General features: G+C 37.0%; 15 protein-coding genes. 6 read left to right on the top strand and 9 right to left on the bottom strand.

Annotated elements, in window-relative coordinates; genetic code table 11:
• Positions 1 to 20: 20 nt before the first annotated feature.
• On the top strand, positions 21 to 1,016 hold the full coding sequence (dusB, locus tag DF185_RS19205; protein ID WP_110362660.1) for a tRNA dihydrouridine synthase DusB: 996 nt from the start codon (positions 21 to 23) through the stop codon (positions 1,014 to 1,016).
• Positions 1,017 to 1,085: 69 nt separating this feature from the next.
• On the opposite strand, the gene DF185_RS19200 is transcribed toward dusB, so the two are convergent.
• The 4 genes from DF185_RS19200 to rbfA all read right to left on the bottom strand — a co-directional run bounded on the left by DF185_RS19200 (position 1,086) and on the right by rbfA (position 4,063).
• Positions 1,086 to 1,739, bottom strand: coding sequence for a hypothetical protein (locus tag DF185_RS19200; RefSeq protein ID WP_110362658.1), 654 nt, complete (start codon positions 1,737 to 1,739; stop codon positions 1,086 to 1,088).
• The gene (locus DF185_RS19195) at positions 1,739 to 2,419 is read right to left on the bottom strand and encodes a hypothetical protein (RefSeq protein WP_133250091.1); all 681 of its coding nucleotides are present in this window, start codon (positions 2,417 to 2,419) and stop codon (positions 1,739 to 1,741) included. Before DF185_RS19195 ends, DF185_RS19200 begins: the two co-directional genes overlap by 1 nt.
• Positions 2,420 to 2,497: 78 nt before the next feature.
• On the bottom strand, positions 2,498 to 3,712 hold the full coding sequence (locus DF185_RS19190; protein ID WP_207784701.1) for an ABC transporter permease: 1,215 nt from the start codon (positions 3,710 to 3,712) through the stop codon (positions 2,498 to 2,500).
• A gap of 15 nt (positions 3,713 to 3,727) precedes the next feature.
• Positions 3,728 to 4,063 (bottom strand): 30S ribosome-binding factor RbfA, encoded by a 336-nt coding sequence (rbfA, locus tag DF185_RS19185; protein WP_054715409.1) that lies wholly within the window; start codon positions 4,061 to 4,063, stop codon positions 3,728 to 3,730.
• Between the two features lie 146 nt (positions 4,064 to 4,209).
• Here rbfA and DF185_RS19180 point away from each other — a divergent pair, with 146 nt between their 5' ends.
• Together DF185_RS19180 and trpS are read left to right on the top strand one after the other, a co-directional pair.
• A complete protein-coding gene (locus DF185_RS19180; protein WP_110362652.1) occupies positions 4,210 to 4,653 on the top strand; it encodes a YqaA family protein in 444 nt (147 codons plus the stop codon).
• 153 nt (positions 4,654 to 4,806) lie between these two features.
• Positions 4,807 to 5,799 (top strand): tryptophan--tRNA ligase, encoded by a 993-nt coding sequence (gene trpS / locus DF185_RS19175; RefSeq protein WP_243421800.1) that lies wholly within the window; start codon positions 4,807 to 4,809, stop codon positions 5,797 to 5,799.
• 55 nt (positions 5,800 to 5,854) lie between these two features.
• Here trpS and DF185_RS19170 read toward each other — a convergent pair whose 3' ends face one another.
• Entirely contained in the window at positions 5,855 to 6,346 is a 492-nt protein-coding gene (locus DF185_RS19170; RefSeq protein ID WP_110362648.1) for an alpha/beta hydrolase, read from the bottom strand.
• 2 nt (positions 6,347 to 6,348) lie between these two features.
• Positions 6,349 to 7,422, bottom strand: a complete 1,074-nt coding sequence (gene buk / locus DF185_RS19165; RefSeq protein ID WP_110362646.1) for a butyrate kinase — start codon at positions 7,420 to 7,422, stop codon at positions 6,349 to 6,351.
• A 138-nt stretch (positions 7,423 to 7,560) separates the two neighbouring features.
• On the opposite strand from buk, the gene hemN reads away from it, so the two are divergent.
• Complete coding sequence (hemN, locus tag DF185_RS19160) at positions 7,561 to 8,925, top strand: oxygen-independent coproporphyrinogen III oxidase (protein WP_110362644.1); 1,365 nt, start codon at positions 7,561 to 7,563, stop codon at positions 8,923 to 8,925.
• A gap of 142 nt (positions 8,926 to 9,067) precedes the next feature.
• On the opposite strand, the gene DF185_RS19155 is transcribed toward hemN, so the two are convergent.
• The 3 genes from DF185_RS19155 to DF185_RS19145 form a co-directional block, all read right to left on the bottom strand.
• Positions 9,068 to 9,910, bottom strand: coding sequence for a Spy/CpxP family protein refolding chaperone (locus DF185_RS19155; RefSeq protein WP_110362642.1), 843 nt, complete (start codon positions 9,908 to 9,910; stop codon positions 9,068 to 9,070).
• A gap of 548 nt (positions 9,911 to 10,458) precedes the next feature.
• Positions 10,459 to 12,060, bottom strand: a complete 1,602-nt coding sequence (locus DF185_RS19150) for a S41 family peptidase (RefSeq protein ID WP_110362640.1) — start codon at positions 12,058 to 12,060, stop codon at positions 10,459 to 10,461.
• Positions 12,061 to 12,070: 10 nt separating this feature from the next.
• Complete coding sequence (locus tag DF185_RS19145) at positions 12,071 to 12,526, bottom strand: dCMP deaminase family protein (RefSeq protein ID WP_243421799.1); 456 nt, start codon at positions 12,524 to 12,526, stop codon at positions 12,071 to 12,073.
• Positions 12,527 to 12,958: 432 nt separating this feature from the next.
• Here DF185_RS19145 and DF185_RS19140 point away from each other — a divergent pair, with 432 nt between their 5' ends.
• On the top strand, positions 12,959 to 16,864 hold the full coding sequence (locus tag DF185_RS19140; protein WP_110362638.1) for a T9SS type B sorting domain-containing protein: 3,906 nt from the start codon (positions 12,959 to 12,961) through the stop codon (positions 16,862 to 16,864).
• A 12-nt stretch (positions 16,865 to 16,876) separates the two neighbouring features.
• Positions 16,877 to 18,463: a PorP/SprF family type IX secretion system membrane protein gene (locus DF185_RS19135; protein ID WP_110362636.1), complete on the top strand. Its 1,587-nt coding sequence runs from the start codon at positions 16,877 to 16,879 to the stop codon at positions 18,461 to 18,463.
• Positions 18,464 to 18,465 lie beyond the last annotated feature (2 nt).

Below are 18,465 nucleotides of genomic sequence, written 5' to 3'. Positions count from 1 at the left end.
CCGAAAAAAAAGAAGCTGAAGTGAAGATAGGAAATTTGGATTTAGGAAAACAGCCAGTTTTATTGGCTCCAATGGAAGATGTTACCAATCCTCCATTTAGAGTTTTGTGTAAGCGTTATGGTGCCGATTTAATGTATACTGAGTTTATCTCATCGGATGCATTGATTCGATCGGTAAACAGAACCATGAAAAAGCTTACCATACTGGAAGAAGAGCGCCCTGTAGCCATTCAGATTTACGGAAAAGAGGTTGATCCAATGGTTGAAGCTGCTAAAATTGTTGAGGAAGCCAAACCTGATTTTCTTGATTTGAACTTTGGTTGTCCGGTAAGAAAAGTTGCTGGCAAAGGTGCAGGATCAGGAATGCTGCGAAACGTACCACAGCTTTTAAAAATAACAGAAGAAGTTGTAAAGGCGGTAGATATCCCGGTAACGGTTAAAACCAGATTGGGTTGGGATGCTGATTCAAAAATTATTGTTGAGCTTGCAGAGCAGCTTCAGGATGTTGGAATTGCCGGCCTTACCATTCACGGAAGAACTCGTTGCCAGATGTATAAAGGCGAAGCTGATTGGACCTTAATTGGAGAGGTTAAAAACAATCCAAGAATGCACATTCCAATTATTGGAAATGGTGACATTACCAATCCCGTAAAGGCCAAAGAGGCTTTCGATAAGTATGGTGTTGATGCCATAATGATTGGGCGTGCTGCAGTAGGTAAACCTTGGATTTTTAGAGATGTGAAACACTATCTTAAAACTGGGCAATTACTTCCTCCGGCAACTGTGGCTCAACAGGTTGATATGTTAAAAGAACAAATTGATGCTGCTATTGACTGGATCGATGAAAGAAGAGGAATCTTACACATGCGCAGACATATGGCAGGCATGTTTAAAGGTTTGTACAATTTCAAGCAAACTCGTATCGATATGCTTCGCGCAGATCATTACGATGATTTGATGGTAATTCTGAATAAAATTGTCTCTGAATGGGGAGAATTGCAAATCGAAGAGGATTAAAAAGCATTACATACAAAAAACGCAAAGACATTTAATCTTTGCGTTTTTCATTTATTCTTAGCCAATCTACTATTTTAAAATCTTAGGAAGCTCCTTTATAAAGTAATCTGGATTGATAACATTGTATGTTTCTGTTCTCCTTGTCCACTTCATACTTGAATTCAGAATATATCCCGTCTGTAACTTCGTAATTTGATCATGACTTAACTCCAATTCTGCCGAATAGGTTGTGAATCCGTATTTGATATACTCTTTAGGTTCAAAAGAGTCTTTGTAATGTAAAATAACAATCTCACCATTAGAAAGTTCAAATGAGAGAAATGATTTTTTTGTAATAAAACCAAAAAATCGAAATCCTTCTTCATCCATTAGCTTCCAATTGGTTTTTAAAACCACCTTATTGTCCTTTGATACGATTTGAAAATCACACTTTACAGTATTCAAGTCATCCTTAAACTTGGCAATTTTGACACTCTCCCCTTTAATTACAACTTGCTTTTCAAGAAGAGCATCCTTCAAATTAATTTCTTTTGCCACCTCTTCTTTAGAGTTAAGTGGCACAATGTCTTTTATCTCTTCCAGTTTTATTTTTTCCTCGTATTTCCACGTACCATTATTAAATAACAGGACATACTTTCCTTCTGGAGTTTTCATTCTAATTTGTGCATCAACCAGGTTGATACCACAAAAAAGAAGTATCGCAACAAGCAGTAGGTTTTTCATTATTTAAGGATTTGAGGTAATGATTTGACAAAATAAGAAGGTGCTACAACCTTATATTCTTCTGTTCTTCTGCTCCAGGTCATATGCGCTTTATAAACAATAGAGTTTCTAAGCAAACGAATTTGTTCTTCGTTTAATTCCAATTCTGCTGAGTAGGTAGAAAACCCGTATTTCTCATATTCTTTAGGCTCAAAATCTTTAGTATAAAGCAAATCTATTTTTTTGCCACCTATTAATTCCAGGCTAATCATACTTTCCTTATTAATGAAACCAAAATATGAATAGGCTTCACCATTCATGACTTTCCATTCGGTTTTCAATATAGCTTTTCCATCTTTCGATGTTAAGGTAAAATCGCAACGAACAATATTTTTATGCTTAAAATATTTCGAAAGTTTTTTACTTGGACCTTCAATAAATGCCATTTTCTCAACTGTGCCTTCTTTCAAACTAATAGGAGAATTATCTACAACAGATACATTTGTTGGCACAGCAACGGTTCCATCTTTCTTTTGAACTTCCTTGGTGTTTGTATTTGGAAGTTTTACATCGGCATAGGTCCAGGTTCCATTGTCGTAAAGAATCACAACTTTTCCATCGGAAGTTAAAGCTGTTTGCTGTGCACTTGCAACAATTGAAATACCAAATGCAAGCATGCAGAATACGAAAATCTTCTTCATTTCTGTAATTTTTAATAAGTTATTGATATTAGAAATCAACTTGATTTCTATTCGTTAATCGGTAGTGGGAAATACTTATCAGTTAAACTGCAAGTATCTTTTGGTAATGTATCGTACAGGAAAACGCGATGCGAAATACCCGATTAATACAACCGTTATAAAGATGATAAAAATATCAGAAAGATGCACATTTACTGGATAAGAGTTCATAAAGAAACTTCCGGCAGCCAATTTTACGAATCCAAATTTAATTTGTAGCCAACAGACAATTACTCCTAAAATTACACCTAACAAGGCACCAGATACAGAAATCATACAACCTTCAATTAGAAAAAGTTGTCTAATGGTTTGCTCATTTGCACCTAGACTTCTTAAAGTGCTAACATCTTCTTTCTTATCCAATATCAGCATGGTTAATGAACCTATGATATTAAAGGAGGCAATTACCAAAATAAATGCTAAAATGAAGAAAACTGCAGCTTTTTCTGTCTTCATCATTTTATAAATGACATCATGCAATTCGTATCGATTCTTTACTTGAAAATCATCGCCAAGCATTTCCTGTATTTCAGATTTCACCTCACCAATATCTGCAGAATCATTAATTCCAAGTTCTATGGCACTTACTTCGCTTTGATAACTGAATAATTTTCGTGCAAAACTTAAGGGGACCAAGGTGTATTGCGTGTCGAAATCTGGCTGAACTTGAAAAAAACCAGATGGCCATATTATCTCTGTGTTGAATGCATTCAAAGGATTGTGTCCTACTTTGGCATTACGTTTCGGCACATAAAACTTAATCGGATCAACAAAGGTTAAACCTACACCCAAATCTAATGCAACACCATATCCCAACACGGCAAACTGATACTTTGGTGTATCCAACACAAAGTTCCCATCTGCCATCATGGTATCAATGCCAGTCATCAGAGTAAAATTTTCATCTACTCCTTTTACAATTGCGGGTCGTTGACGATTGCCATATTTAAGGAGTGCGTTTTCTTCCAGAACTTCAGAATAGAATGCCACTTGTTCCATGTTTTTGATTTCTCCAAAAATTGAATCGGGAACAAATGTTTTGCCTTTAGCCGGAAGTATTTTTAAATCGGGATCGAAACTACTAAACTGTTGCTCGATAAATTGATTTAAACCATTAAAGGCCGACAACACAATTACCAATGCCATAGTACCCACCGTAACACCAACTACAGAAATTAGTGAAATGATATTGATAACATTCTGCTTTTTCTTTGAAAACAGATATCGCCTGGCTATGTGAAATGGTAAATTCAAACTTGGCAGGAGAGTTTATGACAACAGGTTGTCGATATTCTCGATATAATCCAAAGAATCATCAATGTAAAAAGCCAATTCAGGAACTACTCTTAATTGTTTACCAACTTTAGTTCCTAGAATTCTACGGATGTTCTTGGTGTTCATGCGAACAACCTCTAGCGTTTCTTCTGACTTGTCTGAAGGAAAAATACTGAGATACACCTTAGCAAGTCCCAAATCCGGGCTAATTCTTACAGTAGTAACCGAAATCATTTTTCCTCCAAATAGATTTCGTCCTTCCTGCTGAAAAATTAATCCTAAGTCCTTTTGTAATAATCTTGAAACTTTGCTTTGTCTTGTGGTCTCCATATGTATTTTTCTAAATTTTATACAAAGATATAATAAAGTCTTGAAAAGCCTTGAAAAGTGAAAGAGGGGAAAAGTTAAAGTTCTTTAAAGTGAGTTAGATGTCAAACTCACGTTCTTAAAGCATTTGCTTTTTATACATTTGCAGCATGGCGGAATGGATAGAATATGGATATTGGGGATTGTTTCTGGCAAGTTTTTTAGCTGCAACTATTCTCCCCTTTAGCTCAGAAGCAATTCTTAGTCTTTGTGTTTATTCTGGTTTTGATATCAGCTTGACTATAGTGGTAGCAAGTTTAGGCAATTGGTTGGGCGGTTTAACAGGGTATTACCTCGGATATTTGGGCAAATTGGAGAGAATTGAAAAATGGTTAAGAATTAAACCTGATAAAGCGATTAAATCCAAAGAATTTCTCAGAACCAAAGGAAATGCATTCGCTTTTTTTGCTTTTCTACCATTTTTAGGTGATTTAATTCCTATTGGATTGGGGTTATTACGAACCAATCCATACTGGATGGCCCTGTTTATGGCCGCTGGAAAAGTTTGTAGATATGTAGTTTGGGCTTGGTTAACATTACAAGCTTTGTCATGAAATCCCAAACATCAAATCTCAGAAATCAAATTTAAATACTCAATAACAATAGAATTATCTAATACTATTTTATTTATCGGATAGGTTTCATAATTTTGTCGAACTAAAATTTTTAAGTATAAACAGCTCATATTTGAGCGATTAATGAATTGAATGATGAAGACAGTAGTAAGTGGAATTCGATCTACAGGTAACTTACACCTGGGAAATTACTTCGGAGCAGTGAAGAACTTTGTGCAAATGCAAAACGATAACAATTGCTTTTTCTTTATTGCTGATTGGCATTCCCTGACTACACACCCAACTCCTGCAGATCTTCACATCAACGTAAAACGTGTATTGGCAGAATACTTGGCTTGTGGAATCGATCCTGAAAAAGCAACGGTTTACGTACAAAGTGATGTGCCGGAAATTCCTGAATTGTATTTGTTGATGAACATGAATGCGTACTTGGGTGAGTTGGAAAGAACAACTTCTTTTAAAGATAAAGCTCGTAAGCAACCTGAAAATGTAAATGCTGGTTTGCTCACCTACCCTGTTTTGATGGCTGCAGATATTATTATCCACAAAGCAAATCAAGTTCCAGTAGGAAAAGATCAGGAACAAAACTTGGAAATGGCTCGTAAATTTGCTCGCCGTTTCAATAACATTTATGGTGAAGAAACTTTCCCAATTCCTCAACCTTATTCGTACACAGGTGAGTTTATTAAAGTTCCAGGATTAGATGGATCAGGTAAAATGGGTAAATCAGAAGGCAATGCAATCTGTTTGGTTGATGACCCGAAAGATATCCGTAAAAAAGTGATGAAAGCGGTTTCAGATAGTGGTCCAACAGAAATGAACCAGGAAAAACCTGAGGCAATTCAGAACTTGTTCTCTTTAATGGATATTGTTTCTACAAAGGATACTTACGATTTCTTTAACGACAAATACAACAATTGCGAAATTCGTTACGGCGATATGAAAAAGCAGTTGGCAGAAGATATCATCAACTTTACAAGTCCAATTCGTGAGCGTATTTTAGATATCATGAAAGATGAAGAATATTTGCGACGAGTAACACAAATGGGTGCTGAAAAAGCACGTGAAAGTGCATCTAAAACTCTTGAAGAAGTTCGCAGATTAATTGGTTTTAGAAAATTCTAAACTCAAAATATTTAAAGAAAATGCCAGCTTGTTATAAGCTGGCTTTTTTTTAATTCTAAATTTTCTTAAGGAAGTTTTCGAAAACACTTTCCACCTTATCTAAAGAGGAATTCAACCTATGATCACCTGCAATTAAATGTAAACTACAATTTGCCTTCTTGGCAAATCTTACAGAGTGATCGAATGGAATAACCTCATCATCCCATCCATGAATTATTTCAATTTTGTTACAAGATAATGGATATTCCTGTTGCTTGTATCCTTCAAGGTACAAAGCCGGAGCCATTAGAAAAATAGCTTTTGGGTTTACATACTCCGAACTAACCAAAGAAACATATCCGCCCATACTCGAACCAACCAATATAAAATCCTGCTCTTCATCCTTTAAATAGTTTAAAAGTTGACATACTCTATCATCAGGATTAGCGTATGTACGATAATCCAAACTATCTACTTCAAATCCTTGCGCTTTAGCTATTTCGCTTAATCTCTTTATTTTGGTTCCCCAAGGACCACTTTCCTTTCCATGTGAGAAAACTATCTTCATATCTAATATTCTATTGCCAATTCTTTACCATCAATTACGCGGAATGCCCCTTCCGCCAATGCTTCCATTTCATTTTCTCCGGGATATACAAAAAATTCAGTCAAACATCCCACATATTCCTTCAAATCTGCAATAAACCGATCAGAATAGGCAATTCCACCAGTTATAATAATTCCATTGGCTTTGCATTTCATTGCAGTATGGTAAGCCCCAATTTCCTTGGCAATCTGATACACAAAGGCATCGTATACCAATTGAGCTTTTTCGTTTCCTTTTTCAATCAGTTTAAATACATCGCGCAGATCATCGACACCTAAATAAGCTTTCAATCCACTATTCTTACTCAATAAGGTTTCCACTTCTTTTCTTGACTTGGAATAGCACAAATCCATAATGCCACGCGTAGGAATTGCTCCTGCCCTGTTGGGAGAAAATGGGCCCATTCCCATTAGTGCATCATTTACATCGGTAATTTTTCCACCTTCAACCGATGCTATCGAAATTCCTCCTCCCAAATGAGCAATCACATATTTGGCTTTTTCATATTCGATTCCTTGTTGAGCAGCAATCTTTCGAGCGGTCATTTTCATATTCAGCGGGTGACCTCTACGATTTCTTTCAATTCCAGGGACACCAGAAATTTGAGCCTTTTCGATAATATTCCCTGCCGAAACCGGATCTACCGTATAACTTTCATCTAAACCAAAATGATTGGCCAGTTTATTTGCCAGCATACTTCCCAAATTCGAAGCATGATCGCCATATTTTCCAGTACGTGCATCTTCTAAAAATTCATGGCTAATGCGATAGGTTCCACCTTCCAATGGTTTTACTATTCCACCTCTACCAACAATGCCAACAACCGAATAATCTTTGCCATTCAGCATATCATTCAAACAATCTTTTAGCATTTCAAATCGGTATTCGAACTGATCGGTAACACGATTAAACTGATCCAAATCTTTTTGCAAATGTCTGGTTACAAAATCTTCTACCAATCCTTCTCGGTTATATAAGGCAATTTTTGTTGAGGTTGACCCTGGGTTGATCACAACAACTACTTCGTTTAGCTTCATAGTACTTCTGAATTTTATTTGAGATTTGTTAAATTACAAAATCTTTGACAAATAAGCTTCTCTCTATATCTTGACTTATCAGACTAAGTTCTTATAAAAAAAGATATCTTTGTATGAATAAGGCAAAAGAAATTTTTCATGAACAAAGAGCTCTTAATCGAAAAGTACAACGTTCCTGTACCACGATATACAAGTTATCCAACCGTACCATTTTGGGGTGATGAAAGACCAGATACAAAAGACTGGTTAAAAGTAGTTAAACGTACTTTTGATGAATCGAATTCTACAAAAGGAATTAGCATTTACGTGCACCTACCCTATTGCGAACGTCTTTGTACTTATTGTGCCTGTACCAAGGTAATTACTCGCGATCATGGCGTTGAAGACAAATACATCGATTCTCTCTTGCAGGAATGGAAAGTGTATCTTGATACTTTCGGGGAAAAACCTGTTCTAAGAGAATTACACCTGGGTGGTGGAACTCCTACATTCTTTAGTCCTGAAAACCTGAAAAAACTGATTAATGGCATTAAAGAACATGCCGATTTACATCCAAAATATGAATTCAGTTTCGAAGGACATCCGAACAATACCACACGTGAACATTTGCAAGCGCTGTATGATGTTGGATTCCGTAGGGTAAGTTATGGAGTTCAGGATTTCGATCCTGAAGTACAGCGTGTGATTAACCGCAAACAAAGTTTCGAAATTGTAAAAGAAGTAACCGAAGCAGCCAGAGAAATTGGCTACCAATCGGTGAATTTCGATTTGATTTACGGATTGCCTAAGCAACAAATTTCATCGGTTCGCGATACTTTCGAGAAAGTTTCGGAACTGAAACCAGATAGAATTGCCTACTATTCGTATGCACATGTACCTTGGAAAACCAAAGGGCAGCGCATGTTTACCGATGCCGATATTCCTGATAGTGCAGCCAAGCGTGCTTTGTACGATTTGGGAAAAGAAAAATTAGCAGAACTCAACTACAGCGATATTGGTATGGATCACTTCTCTTTGCCTCACGACGAACTCTTCGTGGCCAGAGAAGAAAAGCGTCTGCACCGAAATTTTATGGGCTACAATACTTCCCACACCGAATTGCTGATTGGCCTGGGCGCATCATCTATTTCTGATGCCAAGTATGCTTATGCGCAAAACCCAAAGGAGATTCATTTGTACCAAGCAGCCTGCGAAAAAGGAGAATTAGATTTGGTGAAAGGTTATTTCCTTACGGATGAAGATTTGACCGTAAAGCGTGCCATACTAGACATTACTTGTCGTCGCGAATTGTTCTTTACCGATGAATTACAAAAATACCTTCCCGAAAGCATTAGCGAAGAACTGAGCGTAATGAAAGAAGAAGGAATTATTGAACTAGACGAAGAAAAGTTAATCGTTACCGATTTGGGTATGATTTTCTTGAGAAACATTGCCAAACCATTCGATAATAAACTGCGCTACTCGCAAAAAGGTGGCGATAAGATGTTTTCGAAAGCGATATAGTAAGTTTATACGTTCAGATCGAAAAAACTTAAGGTCCAATTACTAAAATGTAATTGGACTTTTTTTTTAGCTTAACTATTTGAGCCTTTCACAAAAAAGAGGTTCTAAAAAAGAACCTCTCCTAACCTAATTATATCCAGTGTTACCACCTGTTGTGGCCTCTATGAAAACCTTTGCCTGCTCTACTCATAAAAATTACCAACTGATCTTCGTCAAGAATTTGGCGAACTTCCATTTTATGGTCGAATTTCTTTTTTGCCAAAGTGTTTTGGATATCCGCCAAGCGGTTTACATTGGCAACCAATACTTTCTTATCTGGATTTTCATCCGTCATTAAGTTTCTTTGTTTCAATCTTAATTCTTCGGCCTCATCGCGTAACGATTTGGTATCTTTCATGTGAGCCAAACGCAATTCTTTCATTTTTGCCTGCTGACCATCATTCAAGTCCAACATATTTCGTTTTCCTTTGCCAGCTTGCATGCCTCTTTTGCCTTGCATTTTTCCTTGTCCACGTTTCCCTTGCATTCTGCCCTGTGCCATTCCCTTCTTTCCTCCACGGCCTTGTTTCATTCCCTTGCGGTGATTTGGTCGGGCATCAGCACGTAACAATTGCTCCTCAGTTAAAAACGAACGCATTTCCATTCGCATATCTAATTTCTGAAGGTGCAATTCCTTTTTCAATGCAGTCATCTTATCGATATTGGCATAAACTTGCGATTGATTTGGTTTCTCTGCCGAAACCAAAGTTTGTTGCTTTGCTTGCAATTCGTTTAATTCATTCTTGATATCAAGAGTTTGCTTTGCGTACTTGGTACGCGCCTCTTTCATTTGTTCTTTTTGTGCATCGCTAAGATTACAACGCTCACCTTTTTGGCATTGTACGTTTCTTTGTCCGCGTTGCCCTCTATTTTGTTGTGCATATAGGTTCGACATTCCAGCCACCACAAACATGCAAATCATTCCAACTATAACTGATCGTTTCATATATCTAAAATTTTAATGTTCTCATTTACTAAATTTCAGCGCTTTTTAAAATCGAATTCGGTTCTTTGACTTTTGAAAAGTTGGAAGGTTTAATTGGCTTTGATTTTTTTTAAACTGGAAAATTTCTTGATTAGATAAAGATACCAGCTGAAATAAAGGTTACGGTGCGCTGCACCTACTAAAAAAACTCAAATGATAAGGCTATAAATCTTACGCAGCGCTGCTGCTTTTCTCACAAGAAAAAGTAGATCATTACTAAGGTGCGGAGCACCATGATATTTATAGGTAGTTTCAATATTAAAAAATAAAGGTACAGCGTACCGTTATCTGTTGTTAGCAATGCTATAATTACAATTAAAAAAGGGTTCAATATGGAATATAGTGGGCTACTAAATCAATTATTAATTGAAAATATTATCCTCTGATTCTTTAACTTTACTTTGCTCAAGCCGGATGGCTCTTACTTTTTGCATCGATCAAAAAGTAAGCAAAAAAAGAGACTCACCATGCAGCAAGTCTCTTCTTCTATTTTGTGTGATAACCTTATTCTAAAAGTGTGTTTCGGCTTCTATTAAAGTTTTATCCAGTTCCCTAATGATTGGATAAAATCCGATATCATCAATTAAATCGCGAGCAATATAAGCTTTCAATTGTGTTTCTATCACTTTGCGCGATTGTCTTAATCCTTTTGAATCTGGTTTTACTCCTTTTTTATCGGCGTAAGCTACCAGGTTCTTAACAATGGCTTTATCCTTCACAAAATTTAAAACGTCCTTGTGAGTTTTTAAGCCTTGCATCTGCTCTCTGTACTTATCAACAAAAGAGAATGCATACTGGTAGATGATTCCTTTTCTTCTCAAATCTCGGAAATAATTTGAGTATCCTGAAGTATCAACTGGAATGAAAACATCTGGCATGATACCACCTCCTCCGTAAACGGTATTTCCTCCTGGAGTTGTAAACTTTAATGAATCATTAAAATGGATGGAATCTTTTTTCTCGAACTCTCCATGAATAAATCGCAGGTTCAAATCATTGTAATATTCTTCTTTTCCATTGTTGTATGGTTTCTGAATACATCGGCCGGTTGGTGTGTAATAACGTGCAACGGTTAAACGCAAAGCCGAACCATCAGGCAATCGTCTCTGTTCTTGTACCAAACCTTTACCAAAGGAACGGCGCCCTACAATTTTTCCTCTATCATTATCTTGTATTGCACCTGCAAAAATTTCACTTGCCGAAGCCGAAACCTCATCAATCAGCACAATAACCGGTAAATCCTGGAACCTACCACTGCCATTTGATTTGTAATCGGTTCTTGGTTGTGATTTACCTTCGGTATAAACCATCATTTTATTTTCGGAAAGAAATTCATTGATCATGTTGGTTGCCTCAGACAAATAACCTCCTGTATTTCCTCGAAGGTCAACAATCAGCTTCTTCACTCCTTCGGATTCCAACCTCTCCAATCCTTCTGAAAACTCGAAATAAGTAGTTGCTGCAAAACGACTAACCTTAATGTATCCAACTTCGTTGTTAATCATGTAAGCAACATCAACACTTGGAACTGGTATCGATCCTCTCAACAATTCCATTTCTAAAGTCTCATTGCTGCTTCTGCGATAAACACCAACTTTTACCGGAGTACCTTTGGGTCCTTTCAATCGACCAATGATATCATTATCTTTTAGGTCTTTACCAACAATGGAAGTATCATTAACGGTAACCATTCTGTCGCCAGCCTTAATGCCTGCCAATTCAGAAGGTCCACCTGGAATTACACGCACAATGGCAACAGTATCCTGATAACGAATGAACTGCACGCCAATCCCTCCAAAATTTCCTTTCAAATCTTCATTTACCCTCTGTAAATCCTTAGCTGGAATGTATACGGTATGCGGATCAAGATCTTTCAGCAGCGCAGGAATTGCCTGCTCTACCAAATCTGCAGAACTAACTGTATCTACATAATCCGATTCAACCATATCTAAAACAACCTCCAACTTACTGCCCGCTTTAGGCAGCTGGAAAATAGTTGATTCTCCTTTACTGTTTCCTTGAAACAGGGAGTTAATAAACATACCAACTACAATGGCTAAGGTTAGCAGAATTGGTAAGAATATTGCACTTCTTTTATTGTTGTAACTCATGTATTTTGTTTTAATTCTCTTTGTTCAGATTGATATACTTTGTATCAATACCAGCTCTTTTCAATAAATCAATTCCATCGGTACTATGATACTCTTCAGAATAGATAACTCGAACAATTCCGGCTTGAATAATCAACTTTGCACACTCAATACAAGGGGAAGCGGTAACATATAAAGTAGCATTTTCGCTACTGTTACCCGACTTGGCAACTTTGGTAATAGCATTGGCTTCTGCATGTAGTACGTAAGGTTTGGTCTTAAAGTTGTCATCCTCGCATACATTTTCGAAGCCAGAAGGTGTTCCATTGTAACCGTCTGAGATGATCATTTTATCTTTTACGATTAACGCTCCCACCTGCCTTCTTTTACAATATGAATTTTCAGCCCACACCAAAGCCATTCTCAAATATCTCCTGTCTAACTTATCTTGCTTACTTAACACACTCACTGATTCTTTATTCATCATATTTTCAATCCATATTATGTAATTCTAACAAATGTATAAAAATATATTGGTAGTTCACCCTGATATTTTAGGAATCCTCACAATTTACCATAATCGATTGACAGCAAAATAAAATACATTTATCTTTGATATCCGTCGATTTGTCAATTTTTTAGCTATTTTTAGTGCAAGGTGTCTATCACAGCATAATAGGTAGAGTTGTATATATTGGATTCTAAATCGTGTATTTACCATTTATATCCCTAACAAACTAAATACCAATAAGATTCAACAAACAAATCTACTTATTTATCGTATTAAAAAATTGTTTGAAATCTTAAAAAAATCAAAATATTAAAGAATATCTATTGAATTCATTTTTCATTCAACTATTTTTTCGAAAAACCAATGAATTACAAGCTTTATAAATCCACTATAATCTAAATCTATTGAATGAAGCATTTCTACCCCTATCTACATACTACTCTTTTATTTGTTTTTCTGTTATTCTCCAGTCAATTTGTTGTAATTGCAGCACAGGCACCACCTGACAGCTCGATTGATTTAAGCATTGACAAATCAGCAATATGCGAAGGAGAAACCATAAGTATATTTTTAGAAAGTAGTGAAGTTGGTGTTGAATACCAACTTAAAGCCAATGGAGTGAACGAGGGCACTCCAATAAATGGAACTGGCGCACAAATATCGTTTAATTCACAACCAAATATAACGACAACTTATAGCGTTACCGCTACCAATACAAGTACCAGCGAAAGCATTGATCTGACAGAGACCATTACTGTAACGGTTAGTGCAGGACCTAATTTAAACTTATTGGTTACCGCATCTGAAACACAGATCTGTAAAGGCGAAGGTGTAATCATTTCGGTCGAAAACACTGAACTTGGCTACAAATATCTTTTAAATAATGGACCCGATGACTTTCCTCCTGCAATAGATGGAAATGGAGTAACAATTCCATTCCCACAAGTTTTTCCAGCTAGTAATACTACCTACCAGATATTTATCAGTGGTGGTTCATGTTACGATCAGATCATGCTAAACAACACTGCCTCAATTAATGTGGCAGCTGCTCCAAAAATTGATCTAGTTGCCTACGCAGATAATAATCAAATTTGTATTGGCGAATCGGTAAACATTACCATAGAAAATTCGGAGATTGGAATTGACTACCAAATTTTTGATGGTAGTACATATGTTGCAGGACCATTAACAGGAAATGGCAGCAACCTGATATTTACCTTAACACCAACAAGTACGGAGCTATATACACTGAGAGCTTTTGGTCCTAGTTGTTTGAACTATTACAATCTGGATCAAAAAATATTGGTAACTGTAGGAACAACTCCAAGAACAGATATCAACTTAAATGCGGATGATACCGAGCTTTGTATTGGCGAAACTGCCGTGATTAGTCTAGAGGAATCTGAAAATGGAGTGGAATATCAACTTACTGATGGTACGAATCCGGTAGGAACTCCAATAACAGGCGATGGAAATTCAATTTCTTTTGCAGGAGTAAGCCCTAACGCAACTACCACCTACCATGTTGAAATTAACTCAACAGAGTGTTCTGAAACTAAAGATTTAGATAATACCATTGAGATTACAGTAAAGCCACAGGCTGATATCACGCTTAATGTAACACCAAACTTTGCTGATATTTGTGAAGGTGAGAGCATTTCTATTTTCGTAGATGGAAGTGAAAATGATGTGAATTATCAATTGTATGATGGAAGTTCAACAATTGGATCGAGCATCAAAGGAAACGGTGGAAGTATTGAATTTAATATTTCACCAAGCTCTTCAACAACCTACGAAATTCAAGCAATTAAAAACAATTGTAGTAAGGTAAACACCTTAAATCAGAAAGCCACAATTACTGTAAATCCAAAACCTGATTTGGATCTTGTTATAAAAGCAAATTCTGCTGAAATTTGCGAAGGTGAATCAACAATTATCAGTATTGAAAACACCGAGAACGATGTGCAATATCAATTGAAGGATGCATCTGGAAACATTGGTACTCCTATTGCCGGCAATGGCAGTCAAATCGATTTTCCAGCAATTAGTCCGCTTAGCACTAACAATTACCTGGTAGATGCAATAAAATCTACCTGCTCAAATGTATACGAGTTCACCAATCAAGTCGCAGTTACGGTGCATCCGCAACCTGCAGGCACAATCAATTATTCTGTTGATCCCGCCACAATTTGCGAAGGTGAAATTATTGCAGTTACCATTACCGGAAGCGAAAATGCAATCAAGTATGAAGTGATTGGTAGCATCGAAGGAAAATTAGGAGAAGTTGAAGGCAATGGCACTGACATTAGCATTTTTATTAAGCCTAAACAATCGCAAACGCTAAGTATTCAAGCACAAAACTTACTATGTGCCTCTCCTGTTCTTTATCCAAACACCAGTAACATTACTGTAAACACTGGACCAAAACTCGATTTAGCAGTTACAGCAGATCACACTCAGATTTGTGAAAGCTTAAATACACCTGTGGTAATTTCAGTTGAAAATTCTGAAGCTGGTTTGTCTTATTGGTTAAAGGATCAAACCGGATCGGTTCTGGACATGGCAACCGGAAATAGCGGAACAGTTAACTTTACCTCGGTTTCGCCAACAACAAGTACCACCTACATTGTGGAAACCACCATGGCTGGGTGTAATGACAGACTTGATTTACAAAACAAATATGATCTAGCAGTGATTGCATTGCCAGTTACAACAATGGATGTTAGCATTTCAGAACCTGAAATTTGTGTTGGAGAAAATACCATTATCTCCATTGATTCAAGTGAAGTAGGCGTAAAATATCAACTTTTTGATGGTACCTATCTGGAAGGCGACGCTATTGATGGGACAGGTTCGGCCTTATCATTTCCTGAATTCTCACCTTTCCGTTCGGTAACCTACCAGATAATCGCTACCAACGATGCTTGTGGTACCCAGCAATATCTCGATGAAAGCATAAGAGTTAATGTTGGTTTACAACCAGAAATTCATCTTCATCCTACAATCGATAAACATACCATTTGTGAAGGTGAGCAAGTTGTTATTTCACTAACTCCCACCGACACAAGAGTTCAATATCAACTTTGGGAAGAAAGCACAGCCATTGGCTCTCCTATAACAGGCAATAACGAAGAGATTCACTTTGAACCAACAGCTCCTGCCAATTCAACCACTTATAGAATTGAAGCATTAGGTGAAAGATGTTTGGCTCCAGTTGACATTCGATACACAGTGGATGTTGATGTACACCACTCTCCTGAAATCAGCAAAATCATTTTAAGCAATCGCGATACCATTTGTGCAGGCGAAGAGGTAGTTATTTCGGTAGAAAACAGTCAAGCTGATATTTTTTATCAATTGCATGATGGCAGCAAGCTAATCGAACCCAATGTAGTTGGAAATGGTGGCACCATTCAGTTTCCAGAACAATATCCGAGCACTAGTAGTACATATACAGTTTATGCACACGAAACAGTTTGTACTGATCCACTTGCTCTTGACAATACCAAATTAATTACTGTTCCAGATATCAGCACCAATTCTGTTGAAAACTTTGCTACTCCGGAAGAGTTTTGTGAGGGAGAAGCCATTGATATTGAATTGACCAGTACAATTTCTGGCATTGAATACGTTCTTCAGGATGGTGACAACATCCTTTCGGAAATTGTTGGAGATGGAGGTCCAATTGTATTTGAAGATATTGTTCCAAACATCAACTCTAACTTGTTTGTAAGTGTTGGAAACTGTAAGGATGAACTAATTGCAGCAAAACCGAATTACACACTACAAAGCAATCCAAAATTACAGATTGTAAGCACCGATGTACACACGGGATACGATGGTAACCTGGTAATTTCGGTTTCGGAAGGTGTTGCTCCTTATACTTACATCATTAATCCAGGAGAAACTACAACAAGCGATAATCCAGTTTATGAACTTACCAATCTTGAATCTGGCACCTACCAGGTTTTGGTAGTTGATGGAAATGCATGTCGCTCTTCTGATGCCGGACAATTGGTTGAAATAAAACTGGATGAAGATCAACAGATCATTGTTAATAACGCTTTAACTCCTAATGGAGATGGAATAAATGATACCTGGAAGATTCATTATGATCCGAGTTTAGGAAACCCGGAAGTATACATTTTTAATATCTACGGTCAGGAAGTTTACCACTCTAAATCATATCAAAACGATTGGAAAGGAAGCTTTAACGGTTCAATTCTACCTAATGGTGCATACTATTATCTAATTGAATTTGAATCAGGAGAAATTAAACCTGTAAAAGGAAGCTTATCAATTCTGGGAAATTAAAACCACGCAGCAATGAAACAATTTTACCTTACTAAATATATTCCGATATTCATTTTTATTCTGGTTTGTTTCTGCGGAAATAAGCTAAAGGCGCAGCAGGTTCCCTTGCTCGACCAATACTATATCAATCCCACAGTGTACAACCCTGCTGCTGCAGGAGCCAACAACCTGTTTAATGCATACATGTTAAGAAATCAGAAATTTGCCGATTTTGATGGCGGACAGGTTACACATGTTTTTACTGCCGATGCTGCTCTAAAAGAAGCAAAATACGGACTTGGTTTTAGCCTGGTAAACGACAATGTTGGAATTTTTGACAACACACAAGCTTTGGCAAGCTATTCTTACAGGCTTGAAATTGCTACCGATCACTTTTTAAGATTTGGTCTGTCTGCCGGAATATCCGATTTTAGGGTAAACATGAAGGATTTAAGAGCAAATCCCGATGATCCTTACCTAATTAATACAGATTTTAAAAATACCGAACTCATGGCCAATATGGGTTTGTATTACACCTATAAAAATGTTGTGGTGGGTTTAACCATTCCACAACTTTTAAACAATTCGGTGAGTGAAAGCAATGATGGATCTGAATCATCATACAACCTGGTTCGTCATGCCATGTTAAGCGGAGGTTATGAGTTTAAAATTCCGCGCATTAAAGACCTGAGTGTTACGCCATACCTTATGATGAGATATGCCGATAGCTCTCCTGTTCAGTTTGATGTAAATGTTATCGCCAAACTTGCAGACAAAGGTTGGTTTGCAGTAAACTACAGAGACGATTTTTCGGTTGGATTAAATGTGGGTGTGAATGTATTAAAGAACTTTGTAATTGGGTATTCTTACGATATTGGCATTCAGAAAACAGGAAGATATTCTTCCAATAATCATGAATTCCTTATCGGATATCGATTAAAATCAAAAAAGAAAAGAGAACCGGAAAGAATTCTGGACAATGATGTGAGCACCTTAAAATCATTATTGGCTGAAAAGTACAAAAAGATTGACCGCTTGCGCCAAGAGTTGGAACAGATGGAGAAAGAAGAGAAAATGAGTGATGAAGATCGGGATGGTGTACCTGATGAAAAGGACGATTGCCCGGGAACTCCACCTTTCTATATTGTTGATGAAAATGGTTGTCCTGTTGATTCTGATCAGGATGGTGTGGTAGATAGTGAAGATTATTGTCCTGAGATTCCTGGTATTGCAGCAAACAATGGCTGTCCTGAACAAAAAGAAGAAAGAATCGAAATGGAAGAGCGTTTGGAAAATATCTATTTTGCCTTTGGTAAATATGAATTAACCGAATATTCTCGCAGGAAACTGGTTACCGTTATCAAAATGATGGTAGAAAACAATTCTTACATTCTTAAAATGCATGGACATACCGATGATATTGGTTCGGATGACTCAAATATCGAATTGGCCTATAAACGCCTTACAACGGTTAAAAACTATTTAATTTTAAATGGTGTACCCGACAATCGAATTATCATTATTCCACACGGAGAAAGCAATCCAGTTGTGGCAAATACCGACAATCAAAGCAGGGCCAACAACAGACGTGTTACTTTCGAAATTTACGACTATCAATAAAA

The sequence above is a fragment of the Marinifilum breve genome, assembly GCF_003202155.1.
Lineage (GTDB): Bacteria > Bacteroidota > Bacteroidia > Bacteroidales > Marinifilaceae > Marinifilum > Marinifilum breve.
The sequence above is the reverse complement of the archived record's forward strand: the minus strand, read 5'-3'. Positions and strand labels throughout refer to the sequence as shown.

What these genes read in the sequence shown, in the direction of transcription:
- DF185_RS19200 (WP_110362658.1), bottom strand. Translation starts at nt 1,739, where the DNA reads ATGAAAAACCTACTGCTTGTTGCGATACTTCTTTTTTGTGGTATCAAC.
- DF185_RS19195 (WP_133250091.1), bottom strand. Translation starts at nt 2,419, where the DNA reads ATGAAGAAGATTTTCGTATTCTGCATGCTTGCATTTGGTATTTCAATT.
- rbfA (WP_054715409.1), bottom strand. Translation starts at nt 4,063, where the DNA reads ATGGAGACCACAAGACAAAGCAAAGTTTCAAGATTATTACAAAAGGAC.
- DF185_RS19180 (WP_110362652.1), top strand. Translation starts at nt 4,210, where the DNA reads ATGGCGGAATGGATAGAATATGGATATTGGGGATTGTTTCTGGCAAGT.
- trpS (WP_243421800.1), top strand. Translation starts at nt 4,807, where the DNA reads ATGATGAAGACAGTAGTAAGTGGAATTCGATCTACAGGTAACTTACAC.
- DF185_RS19170 (WP_110362648.1), bottom strand. Translation starts at nt 6,346, where the DNA reads ATGAAGATAGTTTTCTCACATGGAAAGGAAAGTGGTCCTTGGGGAACC.
- buk (WP_110362646.1), bottom strand. Translation starts at nt 7,422, where the DNA reads ATGAAGCTAAACGAAGTAGTTGTTGTGATCAACCCAGGGTCAACCTCA.
- hemN (WP_110362644.1), top strand. Translation starts at nt 7,561, where the DNA reads ATGAACAAAGAGCTCTTAATCGAAAAGTACAACGTTCCTGTACCACGA.
- DF185_RS19155 (WP_110362642.1), bottom strand. Translation starts at nt 9,910, where the DNA reads ATGAAACGATCAGTTATAGTTGGAATGATTTGCATGTTTGTGGTGGCT.
- DF185_RS19150 (WP_110362640.1), bottom strand. Translation starts at nt 12,060, where the DNA reads ATGAGTTACAACAATAAAAGAAGTGCAATATTCTTACCAATTCTGCTA.
- DF185_RS19145 (WP_243421799.1), bottom strand. Translation starts at nt 12,526, where the DNA reads ATGATGAATAAAGAATCAGTGAGTGTGTTAAGTAAGCAAGATAAGTTA.
- DF185_RS19140 (WP_110362638.1), top strand. Translation starts at nt 12,959, where the DNA reads ATGAAGCATTTCTACCCCTATCTACATACTACTCTTTTATTTGTTTTT.
- DF185_RS19135 (WP_110362636.1), top strand. Translation starts at nt 16,877, where the DNA reads ATGAAACAATTTTACCTTACTAAATATATTCCGATATTCATTTTTATT.